The sequence below is a fragment of the Agromyces binzhouensis genome, assembly GCF_042672355.1.
GTDB classification, from domain to species: Bacteria; Actinomycetota; Actinomycetes; order Actinomycetales; family Microbacteriaceae; genus Agromyces; species Agromyces binzhouensis.
Map to the genome: position 1 here is coordinate 23,034 of NZ_JBHXVJ010000010.1, position 19,096 is coordinate 42,129.

Consider the following 19,096-nt stretch of genomic DNA (forward strand, 5'->3'; position numbering starts at 1 on the left):
GGACGGATGCATCGTCCTAGGATGGCTGGCATGCCCGACGATCCGACCGTGGTCAAGCGGATCCTCCGCGCCGAGCTCCGGGAGCGCCGGCGGAACATGCCCGCGCACGAGCGCGACCAGGCCACCGAGGGATTCACGTCACGCCTGCAGGAACTCGTCGGCTCGAGCGAGGCGACCTCGATCTCGTGCTACCTCTCGATGCCCACCGAGCCCGACACCCGGCCCTTCGTGAACTGGGCGGAGGCGAACGGCATCCGCGTCCTGTTCCCGATCACGCGCGAGGACGGTCTCCTCGACTGGACGGTCGGCGAGGAGGAGGACGAGGTGACCGGGCTGCACGGCATGCCCGAGGCGGTCGGCGAGCTCCTCGGCCCGATGGCGATCAACGACGTCGACCTGATCCTCGTGCCGGCCGCCGCGGTGGATGCCACGGGCATGCGCCTCGGCTGGGGACGAGGGTATTTCGACAAGACCCTCGGTTCGATGGGAAAATGTCCCCCGGTGTACGCCATCGTCTTCGACGGCGAGTTCGTCGAGGAGGTGCCGCGAGAGGTCCACGACCAGCCGGTGAACGGCGTCGTGACCCCCACGCGGATCGTCGCGTTCTGACCCGCGAGGCGTGCACCCCCGCATTCCACCGACGGAGCCCGAGAGACCACCATGCCCACCTATTCCTACCGCTGCACCGAGTGCGGCGAGGCCTTCGACATCCAGCAGGCCTTCACCGACGACACGCTGACGGAGTGCCCGGCGTGCTCCGGCCGCCTGCGCAAGCTCTTCGGCACGGTCGGCGTGACCTTCAACGGGTCCGGGTTCTACCGGACCGACTCCCGCGCGACCGGCGGGAAGGGCGGATCCTCGTCCGGCTCGGAGTCCGGCTCGGACGGATCGTCCTCGTCCTCGTCGTCGTCCGGTTCGACGTCGCCGTCGACGTCGTCCGGGTCCTCGTCGAACTCGACGACGGGTTCGTCGTCGACCGCCGCGTAGGGTCGACGTCCTGCCCGCGCACACCGCACCGCAGATGAAGGGGGAACAGCGAGTGCTCAAGGGATTCAAGGAGTTCATCCTCAGGGGGAACGTGATCGACCTCGCGGTCGCGGTGGTCATCGGCGCCGCGTTCACGTCGGTCGTGAACTCGATCGTCGGCAACCTGTTCAATCCGCTGATCGGTGCGCTGTTCCGCGCGGACAGCCTCGACTCGGCGTTCGTCTGGGAGATCCCCACGATGGACGGCAGCGTCGCGGAGGTGAAGTTCGGCGCCGTGCTCGGCGCGATCCTCACGTTCGTCATCGTGGCCGCCGTCGTCTACTTCGTCTTCGTCCTGCCGATGAACCTGCTGAAGGAACGCGCCGAGGCGCGCCGCCAGGCCGGTGAGCAGAAGGCCGAGGACCCGGAGACCGAGCTCACGGTGCTCGCCGAGATCCGGGACCTGCTCGCCGCCGATCGCGCGCGGCAGCCGGATTCGCAGCGCACCGAGTAACGGCGCTCCGCGGTGAGCAGCGCCCGCCGAGCGAGTCGGTCGTCGGGCGCCTCGGCGTCTCACCAGTGCGGCGGGCGCTCGCGCGTGATGCGGTCGTCCTCCGGGTGCGACTCCCGCGCTTGGCCGACGTCGGATTCGTCGTGCGCCCCGGGCACCGCCGACTCGGGCTCGGGATCCGTGCCCGGCGCCGGGGTCAGGCGTGCGCGTCGCGCGTCGCGCGCGCGTTCGACTCGCTGGCGCGGGGCCGCGGCATCCGCCCCCTCGTCGTCGCGATCGGCCGGCGCCGTCACGCGGTCTCGGCCTCCTCGACCGGCGGCGCTCCCCTCCCGAGCACGGAGGCGACGCGTTCGGCGACCGACTCGGGGTCGCCGAACAGCTCGAAGCTGTGCACGCGCAGGTAGTGCCATCCGAGCCGTCGGAGCACGTCGGGGCGCAGTCGCAGCGACTCTCGCAGGCTCTGGCCGACGAGCGCCTGGTCGGTCTCCACGACGACCGCCTTGCCCGCGTACGAGGCAGCGAGGGAGAGCGTATCGCGGTGACCGACGCTCACCCGGATGCCGCGGCGCTCGAGCCGCGCTGCGAGGTCGACGAGCATCGGGTCGCCCCGCCCGCGGTCCTTGGCTGCGTCCTTCTGCTCCTCGGTCTGCGAGAGCAGGCTCGCGAGTGCGACGACGCCGTGGCGTTGGCGGTCCGCGTCGATGTCGTCGGGGCGGAAGGCCGACACGATGTCCATCGAGCGACGCGCGCGCGTCATGGCGACGGCGAGCAGCCGCTCGCCGCCAGGTTCGCCGAGCGCGCCGAAGTTCGACAGCAGGCGTCCGTGCGGCGTGCGGCCGTAGCCGATCGAGAACACGACGCGATCGCGGCTCTGCGCGACGGCCTGCTCGAGGGTGAGCACCGTGAACGGCTCGGCGCGGTCGCGCAGGATGAAGTCCGACAGGTCCGTGCGCTTCGCGAACGCGGCGAGCACGGCCTGGTGCACGCGGGCCGCGTGCCGTGCGCTCGCCGTGATGACCATGAGCGACTCGCGCGGGCGCTTGACCGCGTGCTCCATGACGAGCTCGACGACCTTCGCGACCTCGGCGTCGAGGCTCTCGACCGTGCCGGTCACGGCGTCGGGCAGCCCGTTGCCGCGGACGTAGTGCAGGCCCAGGCTGCCGTGGCCGAGGAAGCTCCCCGCCCACGGCATCGACACGATGCGCCCGCCGTAGAACCGGCGGTTCACGAGCTCGGCGAGATCCTCGCCGCCCGCCCGGTAGCTCCGGGTGAGGGTGAGGGTCGGCAGCAGGTCCGCCAGGCGTGCGAGCGCCGAGTCGGCGTGCAGCGCGTCCACGCCGTGCTCCGCCCGCGGACGATCGTCGGGATCGGCCGGGATCGCGACCTCGAACCGCGTGGGCGTCTGCGTGACCGGGTCGCCGAACGCGACGACCTGGCTCGCCCGGCGGATCGCGCCCAGGTTCTCGGCGATGGTGGTCGCCCCGGCGTCGACGAGGACCACCGTGTCGAACCGGATGGCGTCGTCGACGTCGGGCACCTCGTACGGCGAGGCGAGCCAGACGGGAGCGAGCAGCCGGAACAGGTGGGGCGCCTCGCGATGCAGTCGGTCCGGACGCACCCGGTCGCCGCGCAGCATCCGCCGCAGTCGCTCGGCCTCGTCCGGATGGTCGACGAGCGCGACGCGCCAGGCCTCGGCGAGGCGCCACGCGAGCAACGGTCCCGCCGCCGACGCGTGCGCGTCGTCGACGAGGCGGAAGTCGGATTCGAGGCGGTCGAGCACGCTCGTGTTCGCACCCAGCAGTGCGGGATCGCCCGCGAGCATCGTCTCGAAGACCGACTGCCACCAGGCGAGCTCGAGCTCGGAGGCGACCTGCTGCTCGGGGACGTGCCGCTTGGCGAGGTCGACGAGCAGCGGGTCGAGTCCGAGGCCGCGGAGCTTCTGCAGCAGCGCCGTCCGCTCCTGCAGGTTGAGGAGCACCTCGGACTCCGCGGCGAGCCCGAGGAGCGTCGCCTCGAGGTCGCGCAGCGGTCGGGCGGCCAGTCGCTTGGGGGTCCCCGCGAGTCCGAGCGGGGCGTCGAGTTCCTGCAGGTCGGCCGCGACCGTGTGGTACGCCACGTGCACGTCGTCGAGCCCGACGGGCACGGTGGGCACGGCGCCCGCCTCCGAGTACCGGTGCCACAGCGTGCGCTGCTGCTGGATGCCCCGGAGCGAGCCGTTCAGGTCGCCGACGTGCACCCCGGGGCGCACGTACTCGAGCGCGAGGCGCTTCAGGCGGCGGCGGTTCGCGCCGGACATGCCGGTCTCGCGGCGCGGCGCGGTGGCGGCGATGAGCTCGCCGAGCGGGCGGTCGTACACCGACGGCAGGAACTTGTCGAGCGTGTCGCGCACGTCGTGGAGCAGTCGGAGGAAGACGCCGAGCTCGGCGACGGACTCGAACTGACGCAGGCGCGTCTGCGCGATGAGCGCCCGGCCGCGTTCGAGCAGCCGGGGCACGTCCGTCGTGCTCAGTCGCTTGGCGAGTTCGTGGGCGGCCGTCGCCTCCTCCGAGGTGGCGAAGTCCGCGCCGTACCAGGGCGAGTCGCCCGGGCCGTACCGGAACTCGCCCAGGGTCGCCGCACGGACGAGGTCGGCCGCGACCGGGTCGCGCTCCTCGGCGAGCGCGACGAGCGAATCGCGGTCCAGCCGCGCCGTGGTGTCGGGCGGCACGGGCATCGACGCGAGGCCGGCGAGTGCGGTGAGCGCGTCGAGCACCGAGACGCCGAGCTCGCCGTCGTTCCGGGTGAGCGCGTTCCGGTAGTCGAGCAGCACGCGGCGGAGGCGCACCAGCGCGTCGTCGATGTCGGCGATGCGCGGCTGCTCGGCCTTCTCGTTGCGCGTGATCGACTGGATGAGGTCCCGCCGCAGGCGATCCGTGCTCACGGCGAGCCCGCCGAGCCCGACCTGCCCGAGTCGGTGCGCGATGCCGTCGAGGCTGGCACGCCGAGCGCCGACGACCAGCACTCGACGCTCGTTCGCGAGCAGCGCGCCGATCGCGTTCACGATGGTCTGCGTGCCGCCCGTGCCGGGAAGGGTCTTCACGACGATCGAGTCGCCCTGCTCGATGCGGGCGATCACCTGTTCCTGCTCGGCGTCGGCGTCGAGCAGGAGACGGTCGGTCGAGGGCGGCCGCTCGTCCTGGGGGACGATGCGGGGAGGCTCCGCCTGCCGGGACACCGCGGCACGGGCGTTCGGGTTGCCGGCGATCGCGTCGATGACGGGGTGTTCGAGCCGCGCGGCGTCCGCCCCCATCGACGGACCGACCTCGGCGAACGACGAGACCACGAGGCGCGGCGCGACATGGAAGTACGGCAGGTGCGAGGTGAGCCCTCGAAGCCGGTCGATCACGGGCTGCGGCTTGAACATGCCGTTCGTGATCGCGAGCGCCACGAAGGCGTCGGCATCGAGCGTGATCTGGAAGCGCTCGTGCAGCTCGCGGGCGAGGGCCGGGTTGAGGAAGGGCTGTCCCTTCAACTTCAGCTCGAAGTCGCGCCCGTACCGGCGGATCGCGAGCGGACGCAGCAGGACCGGGGCGAGGAAGTCCTCACCCGCAGACTGCCAGGACGCCAGGCCGATCGCGAGGTGGACGGATTCGATGCCGCGGACGGATCGGAGCTCGACGCCCTTCTGCGTGATCTCGGCCGCCGCGAGCCGCGCGTTGCGGAGTGCGAGCTCGTCGCGGATCAGGCTCGACAGGAGCGTGGACTTGCCGGTGATGAACTGCGGCAGGCCGCCCGGGTGGGTCGTGGAGAGCTCGATGCGCGTCCGCGGCGCGTCGTCGAAGTGGATGAGGGGCGATCGGCCGCCGAGGTCGCGGAGCTCGGCGTGCCAGCGACGCCAGCTCGGCTCGGCGATGTTGCCCGCGACGACCGAGGGGTCGCCGATCGTCACCGCGTGCGGTGTCGCGGGGTCGCGTCTGGGATCCCTCGACCCGGCACGCTCGGCGGCAGGGGTCTCGGTCCCGTCGTCGGGGAACTCGTCCCCGTCGTTCCGATCGAGCCGTTGCACATCGACACCATACGGCGGCACGGGCGGATCCCCCGGAGCATCGCCGCACTCCGCGGGATTTCGATACCCGCCGGGTATTGATACCATGGGGGTATGCTTTCCCCTGGCACCCGATCGCACGAGGAGCAGCACATGAAGTCGATCTCCCCCGCCGACGTCCACGCCGCGGCCGACGCGTGGATCCTCGACGTCCGCGAGGACCACGAACTCGAGCAGGCCCGCGTCGACGACGCCCACCACATCCCCCTCGGCACGCTCGTCGAACGACTCGACGAGGTGCCCCGCGACCGGACCGTCTACGTGATGTGCCACGGCGGCGGCCGCAGCGCGCAGGCGACCGAGTACCTCTCGGCACGGGGCGTCGACGCCGTGAACATCTCGGGCGGCATCATGGAGTGGCACCGCGCCGGTCTCCCCCTCACCATCGGAGGTACCGCATGACCATCAACATCGCCACGGAGTCGACATCCGACGCCCAGCGTCGCATCGCGAACCGCCTGAAGCGCGCCCGCGGGCAGCTCAACGCCGTGATCGAGGCCGTCGAGTCGGGCGCCGACTGCCGAACGGTCGTCAACCAGCTCGCCGCCGTGTCGAGCGCGCTCGACCGTGCGGGCTTCGCCGTGATCTCGACCGCGATGCGCGACTGCGCTGCGGACCCCGACGGCAAGGTCGACGGCTCGGGCGAGCGCCTCGACTTCGACGAGCTCGAGAAGCTGTTCCTGTCGTTGTCCTGAGTGGATGCCACGACGGCCGCCGCCCGATTCGGATCGGGTCGGCGGCCGTCGTGTGCTCACGGAGCGCCTGGTCGGGCACCCCGGCGTCAGACGAGGGAGGACAGCTCCAGGCCGTGGGCCTTCGCGACCCCCTCGTTGGTCAGCTTGCCGGCCGTGGCGTTCAGGCCCTTGGCCAGGGCGGGGTCGGCCGCGAGGGCCGCTTCCCAGCCGAGGTCCGCGATCTTCAGGGCGTACGGCAGCGTGGCATTCGTGAGTGCCGGCGTCGAGGTCGCGGGCACCGCACCGGGCATGTTCGCGACGCAGTAGTAGATCGCGTCGTGCACCCGGTACGTCGGGTCGGCGTGGGTGGTCGCGCGCGACCCCTCGAAGCATCCGCCCTGGTCGATCGCGATGTCGACGAGCACCGCGCCGCGCTTCATGGTGGCGACCATCTCGTCGGTGACGACCTTCGGCGCCGCCGCGCCGGGAACGAGCACCGCGCCGATCACGAGGTCCGCGTCGCGCACCTGGCGGGCGGTCTCGTAGGGCGAGGACGCGAGCGTCTTGATCCGGTGCTCGTAGCGCGCGTCGAGCTCGCGCAGCTTCGGCAGCGAGATGTCCATCACGGTCACGTCGGCGCCCATGCCCATCGCGGTCGCCGCCGCCTGCTCGCCGGCGACGCCGCCGCCGATCACGACCACCTTCGCGGGAGCGGTGCCGGGGACGCCTCCGAGCAGCACGCCGCGGCCGCCCTTCGACGCGTGCAGCGAGGCCGCGCCGACCTGCGGGGCGAGCCGGCCGGCGACCTCGCTCATCGGGGTGAGCAGCGGAAGCGAACGGTCCGCGAGCTGGACGGTCTCGTAGGCGATCGCGGTGACGCCCGAATCGAGGATGGCCCGGGTGAGGGGGAGGTCTGCCGCGAGGTGCAGGTAGGTGAACAGCGTGAGGTCCTCGCGCAGGAACCCGTACTCCTGCTCGATGGGCTCCTTGACCTTCAGCACGAGCTCCGCGGCCCATGCCTCCTCGGCGGTCGCGACGATGTTCGCGCCGGCGGCGCGGTACTCGTCGTCGTGGTAGCCCGCGCCCTCGCCGGCACCGGCCTCGATGTCGACCCGGTGCCCGCGCAGGGCGAGGGCGTTCACTCCCGCGGGCGTCATCGCGACGCGGAATTCGTTGTTCTTGATCTCTGCAGGCACGCCGACGTGCATGGGTACGCTCCGAATGCTGTGTGGATGTGTGCTTCCATGGTCGCCTCATATTCGTTGTTTGTGAAGTGCTTCCGCATGATGTTCGGTAGACTCGCGGCATCCGTCTCGAATGTTCGTCGAGGAGTGCTGCCATGTCCGATCTGCCGAAGTTCAGCGAACCCGCTCGGGTCGTGCTCGACGACATCGATCGGCAGATCATCGCGCTGCTGCACGAGAACGCCCGCATCCCGAACGTCGACCTCGCCCGCGAGGTCGGCGTCTCCCCGTCGACGTGCCTCGCGCGCGTGCGCTCGCTGCGCGAGCGCGGCGTCATCACGCGCTACACGGCGGAGATCAACCCGACCGCGCTCGGCTTCACGCTCCAGGCGCTCGTCTCGGTCCGCATCCGGCCCGGCGCTCGTCACCTCATGGAGCAGATCTCCGACGACCTCCGGCGCGAGCCCGAGGTGGCGCAGCTCTTCTTCCTCGGCGGCAGCGAGGACTTCCTCATCCACGTCCGCGTGCGCGACAGCGAGCACGTCCGCCAGTTCGTCCTGAAGAACCTCTCGGCGAACCCCGCCGTCGCCCTCACCGAGACCAACCTCGTCTTCGAGCACCACACCGCCGAATCGGCCGGGCTGCGCGCCGTGCTGTGATGCGGGTCGCGGGTGCCGACGCCGCGCCTCAGTGCGACATCGGCAGGATCTCGCCCAGGTCGAGCCCGGTCGGCGCCTCGAGCTGCTCGTACGTGCAGCTCTCAGGAGTGCGATCGGGGCGCCAGCGCCGGAACTGCGCCGTATGCCGGAACCGATCGCCCTCCATGTGGTCGTAGGCGACCTCGACGACGAGTTCGGGGCGCAGCGGGACGAACGAGAGGTCCTTGCCCGCGCTCCAGCGGCTGACCGCGCCGGGCATGCGGCCGGTGCGATGGGCCTCCTGATCGGCCCACTCCCCCCACGGGTGCCGCGACAGGTCGCCCTCGACGTAGGGCGCGAACGTCTCCACGAGCTCGCGACGCTTCGCCATCGGGAAGGACGCGGCGACGCCCACGTGGTGCAGGCGCCCGTCGTCGCCGTGGAGCCCGAGCAGCAGTGACCCGACGATCCCACCGGTCTTGTGCCAGCGGTAGCCGGCGACCACGCAGTCGGCCGTCCGCTCGTGCTTGACCTTGAACATCACCCGCTTGTCGGGTTGGTAGGTGCCGTCGAGCGGCTTCGCCACGACGCCGTCGAGCCCGGCTCCCTCGAAGCGCGCGAACCAGTCGTCGGCCTCGGCGGGATCGGCCGTCGCCGGCGTGACGAAGACCGGGTCGGATGCCGCGGCGAGCGCCTCGACGAGCAGCGCGCGCCGTTCGGCGAACGGCCGGCTCGTCAGGTCGTCGTCGCCGAGCGCCAACAGGTCGAATGCGACGAACGAGACGGGGGTCTGCTCGGCGAGGAGCTTCACCCGACTCGCGGCGGGGTGGATCCGCTGCTGCAGTGCATCGAAGTCGAGTCGGCCGTCGCGGACGAGCACGATCTCGCCGTCGACGACGCATCGTCCGGGGAGATGCCGCCTCAACGCCTCGACGAGCTCGGGGAAGTACCTCGTCATCGGTCGCTCGTTGCGGCTGCCGAGCTCGACCTCGTCGCCGTCGCGGAACACGATCGTCCGGAAGCCGTCCCACTTGGGCTCGACGTGACCGACGTCGGGGATGCCCTTCACCGATCTCGCGAGCATCGGCTTGACGGGCGGCATCACCGGCAGGTCCATCCGCCCATCATGCTCCCCTCCTCCGACACGCGCACCCGGCATCCCTTCGCGCGGAGCACGGGAGCCCGGGGCGCCGCGCGGGTAGCACCACCTCCACGAGCGATCAAGGGTCTGCCATCGCGCGGGCCCGCGGCGTACCCTCCACGACGGGGAACGCGTTCGGGGCGCAACCGACCCCGGAGGGGTGAGGGTGACCATGTCCGAAACGGATGGACACGGACCGAGGAGCGCACGCTCGGAGGAGGACCGCGTCCTGGATGCCGCGGTCGACGAGGTCGAGCGACGCGCACGCGCACAGGAGGACGCCGACGCAGAGGAGCGCGTCGCCGTGCGGGACGACGAGGGGCGGATCACCGAGGAGCGCGCGCAATGAGCTCCGTGATCGACCGACCCGACCACGGCACCGGCCGTGAGACCGACCTGCTTCCGTCGATCGGGGTCTGGTGGCCGATGCTGGAGGCGCCGCTGCAACGCGAGATCCTCGAGCACCCCACCGCACCGCTTCGTACGGCGATCGTGCGGCGGATCCTCGATCTCTGCGAGCTCGATGATCGGCCCGTCCCGCGATCCGGGATCCGGCTCGGCGCGAACGAGCGCGCGTACCTCGCCGGATGGACGCACGCCGCCGACTGGACCTGATCGCGCACGGGATGAGACCACGTTCGGCGCGAGAGCGCAAGCGGTTGAGTCGACCCCGACGGACCGGTAGACCTGAGGGCATGGACCGGATCCACTACGCGGGCGGCGAGCTGCTCACCGGAAGCGCGATCGCCGATGCGATCGTCGACTACGCGGCCGCGCTCGCGTCGCGTCGGTCCGCGGCCTCCATCGACATCCCGATCCGTGGCGAGGACGGCTCCACCGCACGCGCGCACCTGCTGGTCGGACCCGCGAGCCAGCTCCTCACCGAACCGGTCGAGACCGACCAGGAGGAACTCGTCGACGAGGAGCTGGTCTCACGGCTCAGGGCCGCGACGACGGCGCTCTCCGCCATCCGTCCCATGGTCGAGGCACCGGAACCCGGGTACGGCGCCGGCGGCGACACCGATGAACTGGAGTGGCCGCCGATCCGCTGAGGTCGCACGCGACCGACGTTCAGTCGCCGAGGTCGACCTTGTCGATGCCGCCCGCTCCCGGCTCCGCGGCAGCCGGCTCGGCCGGTTCCTCATGAGCCTCGACCTCGCCGGGGATCGGGTCGTCCGAGGGGATCGGCACGATGCTGACGGGAATTCCGGGTCCGACGAGCAGCTCGGCGGGCTGCGGGCGGCCCTCGCCGAAGTTCACGGTGATCCAGTCGGCGAGCCCACGCTCGTGCGCTCGCTCGATCGCCGACTTGATCGCCTCCACGTCGGCTTCGCCGACCGAGTACTGGGCGCCGCCGTACATGATGTTCACGCGCTTCACGACTCGTTCCCCCCGTTCGCGTCGACTCCGTTCCTCGTCTCCGGTTCGGGGACGAGGACGAGCCCGCCGGGCGAGTTCGCCGTCGACATGAGCGCGTCGACCCATGCGCGGTTGATCGACGGCTGACGCCCGCCCGCGTACTTGAAGACGAGCGGGATCCTCGGGTGCATCCAGAGCGTGCTGCGACCGTCGCCGATCGCGGGGTCGTCGCGCCAGCTGAAGTAGAACGATTCGCCTCGGCGGAGCTTCGCGCCGATCACGAGCTGCAGGTGCGCGAGTACGCGATCGTCGAAGTCCACGCCGAGCGTCGAATCGTACGTCAACTTCCCCACGTCCACCTCCGGCGCTGCACAGCCTGACGCACAGCGTAGCCCGCGGACGGGCCGGGGAACAGGGGTTGCCAGGAGCGATCCCGGCACCCGCTGACCTGCGCCTCAGCTGCGGCGGTGCGACCGGTAGTACTCGAGCAGCGCACGCGTCGAGGCGTCCTGCCCCGCCAGGGCCGACTCATCGCCCTCGATCGCCGGGGCGATCTGCAGGGCGAGCTGCTTGCCGAGCTCGACGCCCCACTGGTCGAACGAGTTGATGCCCCACACGACGCCCTGCGTGAACGTGATGTGCTCGTAGAGCGCGATCAGCTGGCCGAGCACCGACGGCGTGAGCGCCGGCGCGAAGATCGACGTCGTCGGGCGGTTGCCCTCGAACGTGCGCGCCGCGACGAGCGGTCCCGTGGTGCCCTCCGCCTCGACCTCCTCGGCGGTCTTGCCGAAGGCGAGCGCCTTCGTCTGCGCGAGGAAGTTGGCGAGGAACAACCCGTGCACGTCGCGGCCGTCGTCGGTCGACGGGTACGCGGGGTTCGCGAAGGCGATGAAGTCCGCGGGGATGAGCCGCGTGCCCTGGTGGATCAGCTGGTAGAACGCGTGCTGGCCGTTCGTCCCGGGCTCGCCCCAGAACACCTCGCCCGTCGTGGTCGTGACCGGCGAGCCGTCCCAGCGGACGGACTTGCCGTTGGACTCCATCGTGAGCTGCTGCAGGTACGCGGGGAACCGGTGCAGCTGCTGCGCGTACGGCAGGACGGCGTGCGACTGCGAACCGAGGAAGTTCGTGTACCAGACGTTGAGGAGCCCCATGAGGACCGGCACGTTGCGCTCGAGCGGAGTCGTGCGCACGTGCTCGTCGACGGCGTGGAAGCCGGCGAGCAGCTCGCGGAAGACCTCGGGCCCGAGCTCGATCGCGAGCGACAGGCCGATCGCCGAGTCCACAGAGTAGCGGCCGCCGACCCAGTCCCAGAAGCCGAACGCGTTCTGCGGGTCGATGCCGAAGGCCGCGACCCTGTCGAGCGCGGTCGAGACCGCGACGAAGTGGTGCGCGACCGCGTCGGTGCGGGATGCCTCGTCGCCGTCGATCGCGCCGGCCGACTCGAGCCCGGCCCACAGCCAGTCGCGCGCGAGCCGCGCGTTGGTGAGCGTCTCGAGCGTGGTGAAGGTCTTCGACGCGACGATCACGAGCGTGGTCTCCGGGTCGAGCCCGGCCGTCTTCTGCGCCACGTCGGTCGGGTCGATGTTGGAGACGAAGTGCGCTCGGATGCCGGCATCCGCGTAGGGCTTCAGCGCCTCGGAGACCATCACCGGGCCGAGGTCGGAGCCGCCGATGCCGATGTTCACGACATCCGTGACGCGCTTGCCGCTCACGCCGCGCCACTCGCCCGAGCGGACCCGCTCGGCGAAGGCGCCCAGCCGATCGAGCACCTCGTGGACGTCGTGGTCGACGTCCTGTCCGTCGACGACGAGCGCCGGCGCGGCGCCCTTCGGGCGCCGGAGCGCCGTGTGCAGCACCGCGCGGTCCTCGGTCGTGTTGATGTGCTCGCCGGCCAGCATCGCGGCGTACCGCTCGGCGACGTGCGTCTGCTCAGCGAGCCGGACCAGGGCGGCGAGGATCTCGTCGGTGACGAGGTTCTTCGACAGGTCGACGTGCAGGTCTGCGAGCGGCAGGCTCAGTCGCTCGACGCGGCCCGCATCGGCGGCGAACCAGTCGCGGAGGTCGGGTTCGAACGGGGCACGGTGGGCCTCGAGTTCGGACCAGGCGGAGGTTGCGGTGGGATCGATCGGCGTGCTCACCCGCCTCACGCTACCCGCACCGATCGGGCGCGTGAACCCGTGCGACGTCGGGCTACGGGATCGGGACGGGCGCGGCACGCGCGCTGGTGCCCCTGGAGGGACTCGAACCCCCAACCCTCTCCTTAGGACGGAGCTGCTCTTCCATTGAGCTACAGAGGCTGACCGGAAGAGTCTAGCGGGCGCGCGAGACCGGCTCGGCCCGAAGGGCGCAGCGGACCGGGCGTCAGTTGTAGCCGAGCACCACGATCGCGGACGTCGACGGGGCGAGCTCGTCGACGAACCCGTTCTCGTCGAACCGGTTGTCGTCTGAGGGCTGCGTCATCGCGGTCACCATGCTTCGCTTCTCTGGGGAGGGAAGCCTCAGGCTACCGGCGGGACGACACCGCGGTCATTGTCCGGAACGTCCAAGATCTCGCGGCCGTTTCGCCATGGTGTCACCCAACGCGAAGCGGCCGTCGCTCGCTCAGGCGGGCGGGTAGAGGTAGAGCGCCTCGCCGACCGGGATCGTGCGCACGTGGTACGAGTGGTCGGAGTTCCAGTTGTACTCCTCGATCGTGACCGTGCCGTCGCCGTTGACCGCCTGCACGTACGCCACGTGGTTGTACGGGAACCATGCGACCGCGCCGACGACGGGTTCGCTGCTCGACGGCCAGCCCTTCGCGGCCCAGGCGTCCGCCCACATCCACGCACTGCCCGAGGCGAGGTTGCCCCAGTCCCACTTCCACGGCGCGCCCGTCACGCCCGCGTCCCGGTTCAGGCGCCAGGCCACGAAGTCGACGCACTCGCGGTAGTAGTAGCGCAGGGGCGACAGCCCGCCGCCGTAGTCGTCGGGCGTCTGGTTCCACCACGGGTAGTCGTCGCCCTCGGCTCGCTGCGCCACGATCGCGTACTCGCCGGTGCCACGCGAGGCGAGCTCGGCCTCCCAGGCCGCACGCTCGGCCTCGGCCGCCGCGGCGTCGATCTCCTCGCGGGTCGTCACCGCGAAGGTGTCGCTGGACACCGGCGCCCCGGTGGCGAGGTCTGAGACCTCGAGGGCCTGCGCCTCGGCGACCGAGAGGCTGAACTTGGTCGGCGCCCCTCCAGGCAGGTGTCCACCGGGCAGGAACGCATATGCGGGAAGTGCCACGGTGCCGACGAGGGCCGGCACGAGGAGCACGGTGGCCGCCACGCGCAACGGACCGTTCCGCCGCGACACCGGCCCGGAGGCGCGTGCGCCGGGAGGCGGAGACGGGGTCGCGGCACGCCGGGCGGGGGCACGTGAGGCGCCGCGACGCCGGCCGCCGGGTCGTGCGTCGACCGACGGGGACGCGGTGCCGCCCGCGGCGGCCACCGCGATGGCCAGGGACGGCGAGCCCGCAGCGGGAGCGTCGGCCGCCGTCGTCGGGATGCCGGCGGGATCGGCCTGCGTCGCGACCGGGACGGCGACCGACGCGGGCGGCGGCGTGCGACGGGCGACGGGCGGCGGAGCGGGTCGCTCGGCGGGACGGGCGGACCCGGAGGCGGGAACGGCCCCGCGGCCATCCCGCGTCGCCTCGAGTCCTGCGGGACGGGTCGGACGCGCGGGTGCCGCCGGCCGCTCGGGCATCGGCGAGTACCCGGAGGCGGGCCTGCGGCCCGGAGGGACGGCGCCACCCGGCATGGCGCGGCGGTCCGGCGCCGCATCGAGCCGTGGCGCGGGCGAGGGGAGGTCGGGTCGACCGGAGTGCGGCGCCCCTGCTGCGGGCCGAGCTCGCTCACGGCGCCACTCGTCGACGTCGGGAGGAGCCGACGGCAGTCCCGTGGCCGTTCCGGCATCGCGGAGCGCCGATCGGTCGCGCAGCGCCGACGCGTCTCGTGCGACCGCGCCGTCGGCCGGACGCTCGCGGTCGGCCCGGCGGCCCGTCACGGGCGGGCCGGACGCGGCATCCGGGCGCGGGGCGGCATCGCGGTACTCGGGCGACCAGCTCGCGGACCCGTCTGCGGGCAGCGCTGAGTGGCGTCGGGGCCGCAGGCCCGGGGGCTGGCCGTGCGCGTCGTCACCGTACAAGGATCGTGTACCTCCGGTCCCGCGCCGGCTCGGGGGGAGGCGGAAGCGGGGGCGTTGCGGGTTCTCCGGAGCCGGGGGTGCTCCGGACTCGTACCACCCTAGGGCACGGCCGGAGCGCTTGTCACCGCGCGGCGACTCGGCGCGCCGAGGCGCGGGTCAGGCGGCGCGCTCGAGGTAGTCGCTCCACTGCGGGAGCGGCCGCTCGAACCCGCGCACCACCCACCCGCGCCCGTGCGGCATGCGGGGAGTGATCCGGAGCGTCCAGCCCATCTCGGCCGGGGTGTGGTCGCCCTTGGAGTTGTTGCATCGCAGGCAGCACGCGACGAGGTTCTCCCACGTGTCGCGCCCGCCGCGCGATCGCGGCAGCACGTGGTCGATGGTCCCCGCCGACTTGCCGCAGTAGGCGCAACGGTGCTCGTCGCGCCTGAGCACCCCCCGTCGGCTGACCGGCACCTGGTGCACGCGCGGCGTCCGCACGTAGCGGGTGAGCAGGATGACGCTGGGGCGGACCCATTCGCCGTTCGCCCCGTGCACCGGATTGCCCTCGTCGTGCAGGATCACGGTGGCCTTCTCGTTCATCACGAGCAGGAGGGCGCGCTTGAACGACACGACCGCGAGGGGCTCATATCCGGCGTTGAGCACGAGCGTGCGCATGAGGTGCCTTTCGATCGGTGCTGGATGGCTTCCAGCAGCGTGAAGGGAAGGACGATCCGGATGCCGCGGGGGGCGCGGAACCGTCCCGGAGACGCGAAACGGGCACCGTCATGAAGACAGTGCCCGTCGGCATCCCGGCGCGGTCGCGACTCGGCTGACTACTGCGCCGCTGGTCGTAGAGCACGCGCGCACCCGCGGAATGGGTGCTGCTGCGTGGACCGACCATCGGACTTCCCCTACCCGGTATTCGGAATCGTCAGGTTCAAGGCTACGACACGAATGGCGTGCCGGGTCCTCCCGGCACGCCATTCGTGTCGCGCTTCATGCGCTGTTCACACGTCAGATCCGCACGATCCAGTAGTTGCTCGTCCAGATCGGCTGCACTCGGACGACCGTGCCCTCGTAGGGCGCATGGAGGATCATGCCGTTGCCGGCGTAGAAGCCGATGTGGCCGCTCATGACGACGAGGTCGCCGGGCACCGCCTGGGAGACGGGGATCTGCGTGCCGGCGGCACCCTGCGCGGCGGACGAGTGCGGCAGGTTGATGCCGAACTGCGCGTAGACGTACTGGACGAGGCCGGAGCAGTCGAAGCCGGCCGGCGTCGCACCGCCGTAGACGTACGGGACGCCGAGGTACTGCTGGGCGACCGAGTACACGCTGGCGGGGTCCGCCGAGCCGTAGACGGCGGCGGGGGTGTACTCGCTCGCGGCCGCGGCGTAGGAGGTCATCTCCTGGGCGGCGGCCTGGCGGGCGGCCTCGGCGGCGGCCTCGGCCTCTTCGGCGGCGCGCTGGGCCTCCTCGGCGGCGCGGATCTCCTCACCGGAGACCGCGTCGTAGCCGTCCTCCGAGATCGGTGCGGCGATCACGTCCTCCGCCACCTCGACGTCCTGCGGGGCCGCCTTGGTCAGCTGCGTCTGCGCGGTGGCACCGAACTGGATGCCGTCGCTCCCGGGAGCGAACGCGTACGCGGGGATGGCGAGCGTGCCGACGAGGCCGGCAGCGACGGACATGACCATCACGTTCTTCGCGCTGCCGCGGCGGAGACGACGACCGAGCGAGTCCTTCCGGATCGGCGCCTCCACTGCGACATCCGTCGCGGCCTCCGATGCGGACGGGGTCGCGCGACGCACGAGTGCGGTGCCGGTCCTGGGCTTGGGGGCGGTGATCGCGCCTGAACGGCGCCGGGGGAATCGAGCCAAAACGTGTCCTCCGCCCCACGATGCCGAAGCTCCGTCTCACCTGTGCGCTTGGGGGCGCGTCACGGGTATCGGGGCCGAGCGGTGAGCGCGGGAGGCGTCTCGACCCTGTTCCTCCGACGGGCTTGTCGCCGGCGGACTCGATCGACAATACGCGAGAGCTCGTCGATTGTCACATTTCGGTCACGGTGCGCCGGAATCCGCGTTCCGCACCGGGGGCGACTGCCGGATTCGGAACCCCCGGACCACGGACGCTCCGGTCGCGGACCGCAGCCGGATCAGTCCCCGATGAAGAGGTGGCCCGCGAGCTCCGACGGCAGCGCCAGCGCGTCGTCGCGACCCTCCACGGAGACCACCACGGTGGAGCCCTCGCGGCGGAGCGAGACCCTCGTGCCCGGCAGCACGCCGGCCGCCTTCAGCCGACCGAGCAGTTCCGGCTCGAACTGCGCGGGCTCGGCGAGCCTGCGGATCACGCCGTCGGCGGAGCCGTCGCCCTCGTCGAGGGCGGTGAGCACGTTCCGCACGCCCTGCATGAACGGCGCCGCGGGCTCGACCCCGAGCTCCTCGAGCCCCGGGATCGGGTTGCCGTAGGGCGAGTGGGTCGGCTGGCCGAGGATCTCGACGAGGCGACGCTCGACGTGCTCGCTCATCACGTGCTCCCAGCGGCACGCCTCCTCGTGGACGTACTCCCAGTCGAGGCCGATCACGTCGGCGAGCAGGCGCTCGGCGAGCCGGTGCTTGCGCATCACGTGCACCGCCTTCTGGCGCCCGTCGGTCGTGAGCTCGAGGTGGCGGTCGCCCGAGACGACGACGAGCCCGTCCCGCTCCATCCGCGCGACCGTCTGCGACACGGTGGGACCGGAGTGCCCGAGTCGCTCGGAGATGCGGGCGCGGAGCGGCACGATGCCCTCCTCCTCGAGGTCGAGGATGGTGCGCAGGTACATCTCGGTCGTGTCGATGAGGTCGGTCAATTCGCTCCCCTTCGGCCCGCGGGCGCCTCGTGCATCAGAACAGACTACTGGCCGCAGCCGACATGCCGTCGGGCCCCGAGGGTGGACGCGGCGAACGTCGGACCCCGCGTCATCCGCCGCCATGGCGAACGCGCCGCGCCTAAGATCGGACCATGCCTGAGCTCGTGATCCCCTCGTCGCTCCTGCCCGCCGACGGCCGTTTCGGCTGCGGCCCGTCGAAGGTGCGGCCCGCGCAGCTCGCGCACCTCGCCGAGGTCGGCCCGAGCCTGCTGGGCACCTCGCACCGGCAGCCGCCCGTCAAGCAGCTCGTCGGCCGGGTGCGGCAGGGCATCGCCGACCTCTACTCCCTCCCGGACGGCTACGAGGTCGTGCTCGGCAACGGCGGCTCGACCGCGTTCTGGGACGCCGCGGCGTTCGGCCTCGTCGAGCGTCGCGCGCAGCTCTGCTCGTTCGGCGAGTTCGGCGCGAAGTTCGCCAAGGCCGCTGCCGCGCCGTGGCTCGACGCGCCCGACGTCCGGAGGGCCGAGCCCGGCTCCCGCGTCGACGCCGTGCCGCTCGAGGGCGTCGACGTCTACGGCTGGCCGCAGAACGAGACGTCGACCGGCGTCCAGGCGCCCGTCCGTCGGGTCGCCGGCGACGAGGGCGCGCTCACGGTCGTCGACGCCACGAGCGCCGCAGGCGGCGCCGCCGCCGACCCGGCGGAGTTCGACGTGCTCTACTTCGCCCCGCAGAAGAACTTCGCCTCCGACGGCGGGCTGTGGTTCGCGATCATGTCGCCGGCCGCGATCGAGCGCATCGAGCGCATCGCGGCATCCGACCGCTACATCCCCGACTTCCTGTCGCTGAAGAACGCGGTCGACAACTCGCGCCTCGACCAGACGCTCAACACGCCCGCACTCGCCACGCTGCTGCTGCTCGAGAGCCAGCTCGACTGGATGAACGCCTCGGGCGGACTCGCGTGGGCCGACGCGCGCACGCGCGAGTCCTCCGGGATCCTCTACGACTGGGCGGCGCGGACCCCGGCGGCGGCGCCGTTCGTCGCCGACCCGGAGCACCGTTCGCAGGTCGTCGTGACGATCGACTTCGACGAGTCGACGGATGCCGCGGCACTCGCGAAGACGCTTCGCGCCAACGGCATCGTCGACACGGAGCCCTATCGCAAGCTCGGCCGGAACCAGCTGCGCGTCGCCACCTTCACCGCGATCGAGCCGGACGACGTGCGCGCGCTCACCGCGTCGCTGGACTGGGTGCTCGCGCAGAACGGATAGGGTGACCGCCATGCGGCTGTGGCTCTCGGAGACCGAACGGCATCCCGATCCGGAGCCGGTCCGGGCGGACGCACGCAAGGCGCTGCTCGCCGGAACCGTCGCGTGGGTCGTCGCCCTGGGCCTCGCCCTGGGGTTCGCAGGCGCACTGGCGGATGCCGGGTTCGGCTGGTTCATCGCCGCCGCCGGGACCGGCGTGGTGCTCGGGGTCGTCGGACTCGTCGTGGTGCAGCTTCGCCGTCGGCGGCACCGGCCCGACTCCGACGACACTCGCTCGCACTGAGCGAC

Annotated in this window: 22 protein-coding genes and 1 tRNA gene; 11 read left to right on the forward strand and 12 right to left on the reverse strand. The window is 71.8% G+C overall.

Features of this window, described 5'->3' with window-relative positions; all coding sequences use genetic code 11:
• The first annotated feature begins 30 nt into the window (after nt 1-30).
• From ACFVHK_RS16120 to mscL, 3 genes are read left to right on the forward strand one after another with little or no spacing between them, the layout of a single operon-like run.
• Complete coding sequence (locus tag ACFVHK_RS16120; RefSeq protein ID WP_129235581.1) at nt 31-609, forward strand: 5-formyltetrahydrofolate cyclo-ligase; 579 nt, start codon at nt 31-33, stop codon at nt 607-609.
• 51 nt (nt 610-660) lie between these two features.
• A complete protein-coding gene (locus ACFVHK_RS16125; protein WP_376929710.1) occupies nt 661-987 on the forward strand; it encodes an FmdB family zinc ribbon protein in 327 nt (108 codons plus the stop codon).
• 52 nt (nt 988-1,039) lie between these two features.
• Nucleotides 1,040-1,480: a large conductance mechanosensitive channel protein MscL gene (gene mscL / locus ACFVHK_RS16130; RefSeq protein ID WP_376929711.1), complete on the forward strand. Its 441-nt coding sequence runs from the start codon at nt 1,040-1,042 to the stop codon at nt 1,478-1,480.
• Between the two features lie 59 nt (nt 1,481-1,539).
• Here the strand turns inward: mscL and ACFVHK_RS16135 are convergent, their stop codons facing one another.
• Nucleotides 1,540-1,770, reverse strand: a complete 231-nt coding sequence (locus ACFVHK_RS16135; RefSeq protein ID WP_376929712.1) for a hypothetical protein — start codon at nt 1,768-1,770, stop codon at nt 1,540-1,542.
• Nucleotides 1,767-5,522 carry an AAA family ATPase gene (locus ACFVHK_RS16140; RefSeq protein WP_376929713.1) on the reverse strand — a complete coding sequence of 1,252 codons (3,756 nt, stop codon included), beginning with the start codon at nt 5,520-5,522 and terminating at the stop codon, nt 1,767-1,769. The genes ACFVHK_RS16135 and ACFVHK_RS16140 overlap by 4 nt, the downstream gene beginning before the upstream one ends.
• A gap of 132 nt (nt 5,523-5,654) precedes the next feature.
• Here ACFVHK_RS16140 and ACFVHK_RS16145 point away from each other — a divergent pair, with 132 nt between their 5' ends.
• Together ACFVHK_RS16145 and ACFVHK_RS16150 are read left to right on the forward strand one after the other, a co-directional pair.
• Entirely contained in the window at nt 5,655-5,963 is a 309-nt protein-coding gene (locus ACFVHK_RS16145; RefSeq protein ID WP_376929714.1) for a rhodanese-like domain-containing protein, read from the forward strand.
• On the forward strand, nt 5,960-6,256 hold the full coding sequence (locus ACFVHK_RS16150; protein ID WP_129233703.1) for a metal-sensitive transcriptional regulator: 297 nt from the start codon (nt 5,960-5,962) through the stop codon (nt 6,254-6,256). The genes ACFVHK_RS16145 and ACFVHK_RS16150 overlap by 4 nt, the downstream gene beginning before the upstream one ends.
• A gap of 86 nt (nt 6,257-6,342) precedes the next feature.
• Here the strand turns inward: ACFVHK_RS16150 and ald are convergent, their stop codons facing one another.
• Complete coding sequence (ald, locus tag ACFVHK_RS16155) at nt 6,343-7,443, reverse strand: alanine dehydrogenase (RefSeq protein ID WP_129233702.1); 1,101 nt, start codon at nt 7,441-7,443, stop codon at nt 6,343-6,345.
• A 131-nt stretch (nt 7,444-7,574) separates the two neighbouring features.
• On the opposite strand from ald, the gene ACFVHK_RS16160 reads away from it, so the two are divergent.
• The gene (locus ACFVHK_RS16160) at nt 7,575-8,078 is read left to right on the forward strand and encodes an Lrp/AsnC family transcriptional regulator (protein ID WP_129233701.1); all 504 of its coding nucleotides are present in this window, start codon (nt 7,575-7,577) and stop codon (nt 8,076-8,078) included.
• Nucleotides 8,079-8,106: 28 nt separating this feature from the next.
• Here the strand turns inward: ACFVHK_RS16160 and ACFVHK_RS16165 are convergent, their stop codons facing one another.
• Nucleotides 8,107-9,174, reverse strand: a complete 1,068-nt coding sequence (locus ACFVHK_RS16165) for an ATP-dependent DNA ligase (RefSeq protein ID WP_376929715.1) — start codon at nt 9,172-9,174, stop codon at nt 8,107-8,109.
• Nucleotides 9,175-9,364: 190 nt separating this feature from the next.
• Here ACFVHK_RS16165 and ACFVHK_RS16170 point away from each other — a divergent pair, with 190 nt between their 5' ends.
• From ACFVHK_RS16170 to ACFVHK_RS16180, 3 genes are all read left to right on the forward strand, one after another.
• Nucleotides 9,365-9,547: a hypothetical protein gene (locus tag ACFVHK_RS16170; protein WP_129233699.1), complete on the forward strand. Its 183-nt coding sequence runs from the start codon at nt 9,365-9,367 to the stop codon at nt 9,545-9,547.
• The gene (locus ACFVHK_RS16175) at nt 9,544-9,813 is read left to right on the forward strand and encodes a hypothetical protein (RefSeq protein ID WP_376929716.1); all 270 of its coding nucleotides are present in this window, start codon (nt 9,544-9,546) and stop codon (nt 9,811-9,813) included. The genes ACFVHK_RS16170 and ACFVHK_RS16175 overlap by 4 nt, the downstream gene beginning before the upstream one ends.
• Nucleotides 9,814-9,893: 80 nt before the next feature.
• A complete protein-coding gene (locus ACFVHK_RS16180; RefSeq protein WP_376929717.1) occupies nt 9,894-10,250 on the forward strand; it encodes a hypothetical protein in 357 nt (118 codons plus the stop codon).
• A 19-nt stretch (nt 10,251-10,269) separates the two neighbouring features.
• On the opposite strand, the gene ACFVHK_RS16185 is transcribed toward ACFVHK_RS16180, so the two are convergent.
• The 8 genes from ACFVHK_RS16185 to ACFVHK_RS16220 all read right to left on the reverse strand — a co-directional run bounded on the left by ACFVHK_RS16185 (nt 10,270) and on the right by ACFVHK_RS16220 (nt 17,543).
• On the reverse strand, nt 10,270-10,578 hold the full coding sequence (locus tag ACFVHK_RS16185; RefSeq protein WP_376929718.1) for a hypothetical protein: 309 nt from the start codon (nt 10,576-10,578) through the stop codon (nt 10,270-10,272).
• Nucleotides 10,575-10,910 (reverse strand): DUF7882 family protein, encoded by a 336-nt coding sequence (locus ACFVHK_RS16190; RefSeq protein WP_376929719.1) that lies wholly within the window; start codon nt 10,908-10,910, stop codon nt 10,575-10,577. The genes ACFVHK_RS16185 and ACFVHK_RS16190 overlap by 4 nt, the downstream gene beginning before the upstream one ends.
• 102 nt (nt 10,911-11,012) lie before the next feature.
• Complete coding sequence (gene pgi, locus ACFVHK_RS16195) at nt 11,013-12,695, reverse strand: glucose-6-phosphate isomerase (RefSeq protein ID WP_376929720.1); 1,683 nt, start codon at nt 12,693-12,695, stop codon at nt 11,013-11,015.
• A gap of 84 nt (nt 12,696-12,779) precedes the next feature.
• Nucleotides 12,780-12,854 (reverse strand) — tRNA-Arg (locus ACFVHK_RS16200).
• Between the two features lie 304 nt (nt 12,855-13,158).
• Nucleotides 13,159-13,863, reverse strand: coding sequence for a CHAP domain-containing protein (locus tag ACFVHK_RS16205; protein WP_376929721.1), 705 nt, complete (start codon nt 13,861-13,863; stop codon nt 13,159-13,161).
• Between the two features lie 1,014 nt (nt 13,864-14,877).
• Nucleotides 14,878-15,375, reverse strand: a complete 498-nt coding sequence (locus tag ACFVHK_RS16210) for an HNH endonuclease (protein ID WP_129235496.1) — start codon at nt 15,373-15,375, stop codon at nt 14,878-14,880.
• A gap of 339 nt (nt 15,376-15,714) precedes the next feature.
• Nucleotides 15,715-16,458, reverse strand: a complete 744-nt coding sequence (locus tag ACFVHK_RS16215; RefSeq protein WP_376929722.1) for a C40 family peptidase — start codon at nt 16,456-16,458, stop codon at nt 15,715-15,717.
• A gap of 392 nt (nt 16,459-16,850) precedes the next feature.
• Nucleotides 16,851-17,543, reverse strand: a complete 693-nt coding sequence (locus ACFVHK_RS16220) for a metal-dependent transcriptional regulator (RefSeq protein ID WP_376929723.1) — start codon at nt 17,541-17,543, stop codon at nt 16,851-16,853.
• A 152-nt stretch (nt 17,544-17,695) separates the two neighbouring features.
• Here ACFVHK_RS16220 and serC point away from each other — a divergent pair, with 152 nt between their 5' ends.
• Together serC and ACFVHK_RS16230 are read left to right on the forward strand one after the other, a co-directional pair.
• Nucleotides 17,696-18,811 carry a phosphoserine transaminase gene (serC, locus tag ACFVHK_RS16225; RefSeq protein WP_376929724.1) on the forward strand — a complete coding sequence of 372 codons (1,116 nt, stop codon included), beginning with the start codon at nt 17,696-17,698 and terminating at the stop codon, nt 18,809-18,811.
• 10 nt (nt 18,812-18,821) lie between these two features.
• The gene (locus tag ACFVHK_RS16230; RefSeq protein ID WP_376929725.1) at nt 18,822-19,091 is read left to right on the forward strand and encodes an MYXO-CTERM sorting domain-containing protein; all 270 of its coding nucleotides are present in this window, start codon (nt 18,822-18,824) and stop codon (nt 19,089-19,091) included.
• Nucleotides 19,092-19,096: the final 5 nt, after the last annotated feature.